At 66.9% G+C, this 1,923-nt stretch carries 2 protein-coding genes and 1 pseudogene; 1 reads left to right on the forward strand and 2 read right to left on the reverse strand.

Annotated elements, in window-relative coordinates:
- A pseudogene (locus AC1DWI_RS21210) lies at positions 1-411 on the reverse strand (ATP-binding protein); the annotation flags it as partial.
- Positions 412-421: 10 nt separating this feature from the next.
- Complete coding sequence (ompR, locus tag AC1DWI_RS21215; RefSeq protein ID WP_477669440.1) at positions 422-1,171, reverse strand: osmolarity response regulator transcription factor OmpR; 750 nt, start codon at positions 1,169-1,171, stop codon at positions 422-424.
- 279 nt (positions 1,172-1,450) lie between these two features.
- Here ompR and AC1DWI_RS21220 point away from each other — a divergent pair.
- Positions 1,451-1,923, forward strand: a 473-nt coding sequence (locus tag AC1DWI_RS21220; RefSeq protein ID WP_477725682.1) for a hypothetical protein, incomplete at its 3' end; no start/stop codon positions are given.

Here is a 1,923-nt window from a genome sequence, read left to right on the forward strand (position 1 = left end):
GTCCAGGCGCAGCCGCACCGCCAGGCTGCCGCCGGCTTCGCGGCGCCAGATGATCTCGGAGCCCTCGCCTTCCAGCGCGATGCCGCGCGAGGCTTCATTGACGAAGCGCCGCTCAAGCCGGCTCAGCAGCCGGCGTTCGCCACGGCCGTCACCCTCGTCGTCATCGGCAATGCCCTGCATGGCGCGGCGGTTGAACTGCGCGACAAAAGCCTCGCGCTGCGCGGGCGGCATGGCGGCCAGGCCGGCACGGATGGAGCTGACATTGCGCGCCACCGCCACCGAAAGCTGCGCCAGTCGGGGCTTGATGATCAGCTGGCGCACCAGCAGCGCGCTGGCCAGCTGGCCCACCACGATAAGCACCACGATCAGCAGCACATTGCGGCCGAACAGGCTGCGCGGAAACAGCTTCATGGAAATAGCCTCACGGCTTGCCCGCCTTGCCGCTTTTTGCCGCACCGCCTTCCGGCACAAACACATAACCCACGCCCCACACGGTCTGGATGTGCGCCGGCTGGGAAGGGTCCGCCTCAATCAACTTGCGCAGGCGCATGACCTGCACGTCGATGCTGCGGTCGGTGGCTTCGTGGTCGCGGCCATAGGCCAGCTCGATCAGCCTGTCGCGGCCCAACGGCCGGTTGGGGTGCAGGGCCAATGCCTGCAGGAGGCTGAATTCACCGGTGGTGAGTGGCACGTCTTCGCCGTTTTTTTCCAGCCGGCGTGCTTCCAGCTTCAGGGTGAAGGCGCCAAACTGCACCGTACCCTGGCCGGGCAACGGGCCGCTGTGCGCGCCCAGCATACGCTGCCGGCGCACCAGCGCCTGGATGCGGGCCAGCAGCTCGCGCGGATTGAAGGGCTTGGGCAAGTAATCGTCGGCCCCCATTTCCAGCCCGACGATGCGGTCCACCGGGTCGCCGCGGGCGGTCAGCATGACGATGGGAATGGTTTCGCCCTGCACGCGCAGGCGGCGGCACACCGCCAGCCCGTCTTCGCCCGGCATCATGACGTCGAGCACCAGCACGTCAAAACGTTCGCGCGCCAGCAGGGTGTCCAAGGTTTTGGCGTCTTCGAGTGTGCGCACGGCGTAACCCTGGTCGCTCAGGTAACGCTGCAACAGGCTGCGCAGGTCGGCCTCGTCGTCGACCACCAGGACCCGGGCTAGCGGCTCGCTCATCGTGAAGGGCCTGTTTGCAAAAGCGCGCTGAAAACAACCATAAGAAAACACCCCGCCGCAAGAAAGATGCCCCATGGTAGCGGCCCGCGCCTGGCCACCTGCCCGGCAAATCATGACAAACGATGACAAAGCCGGGATTTATTCATGCCTTGTCATCAAGAGGCCGCTTGCAGCCATGCCTGGCTCACATCTGGCGGCCACAGTGGCATCACGGCGCTGCGATGCGGCCGGAACCTCAAGACGCTTCACCGTTCAACGTCAACCTTCAAGGAGTTCACCATGAAAACCATGCTTTCCGCCACTGCCCTGACCACCGCCCTGACATGCACCCTGCTGGCCGCAGGTTTTGCCACCCCCGCCGAAGCGGCCAGCCGCCACGTGGTGCGGACCCATGCCGATGGCAGCGCCACCGCCACCAGGGCGGTCACCCGCGAGGGCCCACAAGGCGGCACACGGGTACGCAACCGCAGCACTACCGCCGACGGGCAAGGCAATGCCAGTACCGTGGGCAGTGCCTCCACCACAGGCCCCAACGGCGCCACCGCCGTGCGCACCGGCCAGGCCAGCCGCAGCGCGGACGGCTCGGCACAACGCAGCGGGGAGTTTGCCGCCACCGGCGCCAAAGGCAGCGTGCAAAGCAGCGGCAACAGCAGCAAAACCGCCGACGGCGCCGTCAACGCCAGCCGCAACACCACGGCCACCAGCGCCGCCACCGGCAACAGTGTGCAAAGCACGGCCTCCTACAACCAGGC

This window comes from Polaromonas sp. P3_C2 (assembly GCF_056402675.1).